Genomic DNA, 1,504 nt, shown 5'->3' on the forward strand with positions numbered 1-1,504 from the left:
CTTGCATGGCATGCAAGAGGTCAGCGGTTCGATCCCGCTTACCTCCACCAAAAGATCAGGTCGGGTCCCCATCGTCTAGAGGCCTAGGACATTACCCTTTCACGGTAAGTACCGGGGTTCGAATCCCCGTGGGGACGCCAAAATGCGTTAAGTTGTTGGTTTAAAATAAAAACCAACAGCTTCAATAGGTTAAGTCTCCGAGGTGTTACACAAAACTGTTACACTTCGGGGTTATGACCGTGGCATCTCAGACTCACCTCTATCTTCGCAATGGCACGTACTACTTTCGTCGCCGCATACCAACTGATTTACTCCAGCACTACCATCCCAAGGTCGAACTCAATTACAGCCTAAAGACCAAAGACCGCCGTGAGGCTGAACGCTTGGCACGTCTTGAGGCTGTCAGGGTCGATGCAGAGTTCCAAACTGTTAGGCGCAACCTCACTGCCACCTCTATCGAGGTAATCCCCCCTGAGGACGTTAAGAAGCTCTCAGACGCTTGGATAGCTCACATCCTTGAGGAGGACGAAGAACGGCGTATGGAAGGTCTTACGGATCGGGATTACAGAAAGATATCCGAGTCCATTGAAATAGTAGATATTGGGTCAAGGTATGACCTTGCCCGGGGGAACACTAGTCTTATAGAGTTTGAGATGGAAGACTTCTGTGCATCTCATGGCTTTAATATTGCCCTAGGCTCAGAAGCCCACAAACAACTCTCCTACGCATTTCTACGCGCTACAGTCGAAGCAAACAGCAAAGTGATGCTCAGCAGGCATCAAGGAGAGCTTGTAGACACGCCTGAGGCCCCTAAACTGGCTCCCGCACCAAAGCCTAAGCTCACCGACCTAACCCTTCCCGATGTCCTCGACAAATGGAAGCTGGAAAGAAAACCAGCCCCTAAGACACTCCTTGAATGGGAGATGGCCCTAAGAATCTTTAAGGAGTTACACGGTGATCTAACGCTAGATGAGATTACCAAGTCCCATGTAGTGGCCTTCAAGGACAAGCGGATTGAGGACGGTAGAAAGTGGGCTACCGTTAAGAAACAGCTTGGCGCTCTTCATAGCCTCCTTCAGTACGCCACCGATAACGACTACATTACGGTTAATCCGGCCAGCGGTGTCCGAGTGATCAAGCCAAAGGTTGATGAGGACGAACGCCAGCCCTTTAGCACTGAAGACCTCAAGAGAATCCATGTCCTAATGCATACCCAGCCTCGAAGTAAACTCCTCCACGTTGCCCTGTGAAGTCCGCTACGACAAACTTACTTCGGCGTATAAGCGCGATAATTTCGTCATCAATTCGGTTGTTATGGTGATGTCCGTCAATTCGTTTGGGCTCATACCCAGCGCTTAGGATTGCAGGTTCGATTGCCTGACTCCAGCCGGGCTTCACAGAAGGATCAAACCACATGGCGCAAAAGCCTATATTACTAGTCGAAGGCTGAACCTTAAACTCATCAATATACGCATAGCCTTTGGGCGTTATAGAAATGTCGAAT

At 49.7% G+C, this 1,504-nt stretch carries 1 protein-coding gene, 1 tRNA gene and 1 pseudogene; 2 read left to right on the plus strand and 1 reads right to left on the minus strand.

The annotated features are described in order from the left end of the window. Window positions 1-64 precede the first annotated feature (64 nt). Window positions 65-140: transfer RNA gene (locus tag VLA04_06135), tRNA-Glu, on the plus strand. A gap of 93 nt (window positions 141-233) precedes the next feature. After that, a complete protein-coding gene (locus VLA04_06140) occupies window positions 234-1,250 on the plus strand; it encodes a DUF6538 domain-containing protein (GenBank protein HSI21236.1) in 1,017 nt (338 codons plus the stop codon). On the opposite strand, the pseudogene VLA04_06145 reads toward VLA04_06140, so the two are convergent. Beyond that, window positions 1,195-1,377, minus strand: a pseudogene (locus tag VLA04_06145) (hypothetical protein). The gene VLA04_06140 and the pseudogene VLA04_06145 overlap by 56 nt on opposite strands. Between the last annotated feature and the right edge of the window lie 127 nt (window positions 1,378-1,504).

The sequence above is a fragment of the Verrucomicrobiia bacterium genome, from assembly GCA_035460805.1.
GTDB lineage: Bacteria > Patescibacteriota > UBA1384 > CAILIB01 > CAILIB01 > DATHWI01.

Bases quoted from the DNA above. Each gene is read 5' to 3' on its own strand.
- VLA04_06140 (HSI21236.1), top strand. From the start codon at position 234: ATGACCGTGGCATCTCAGACTCACCTCTATCTTCGCAATGGCACGTAC.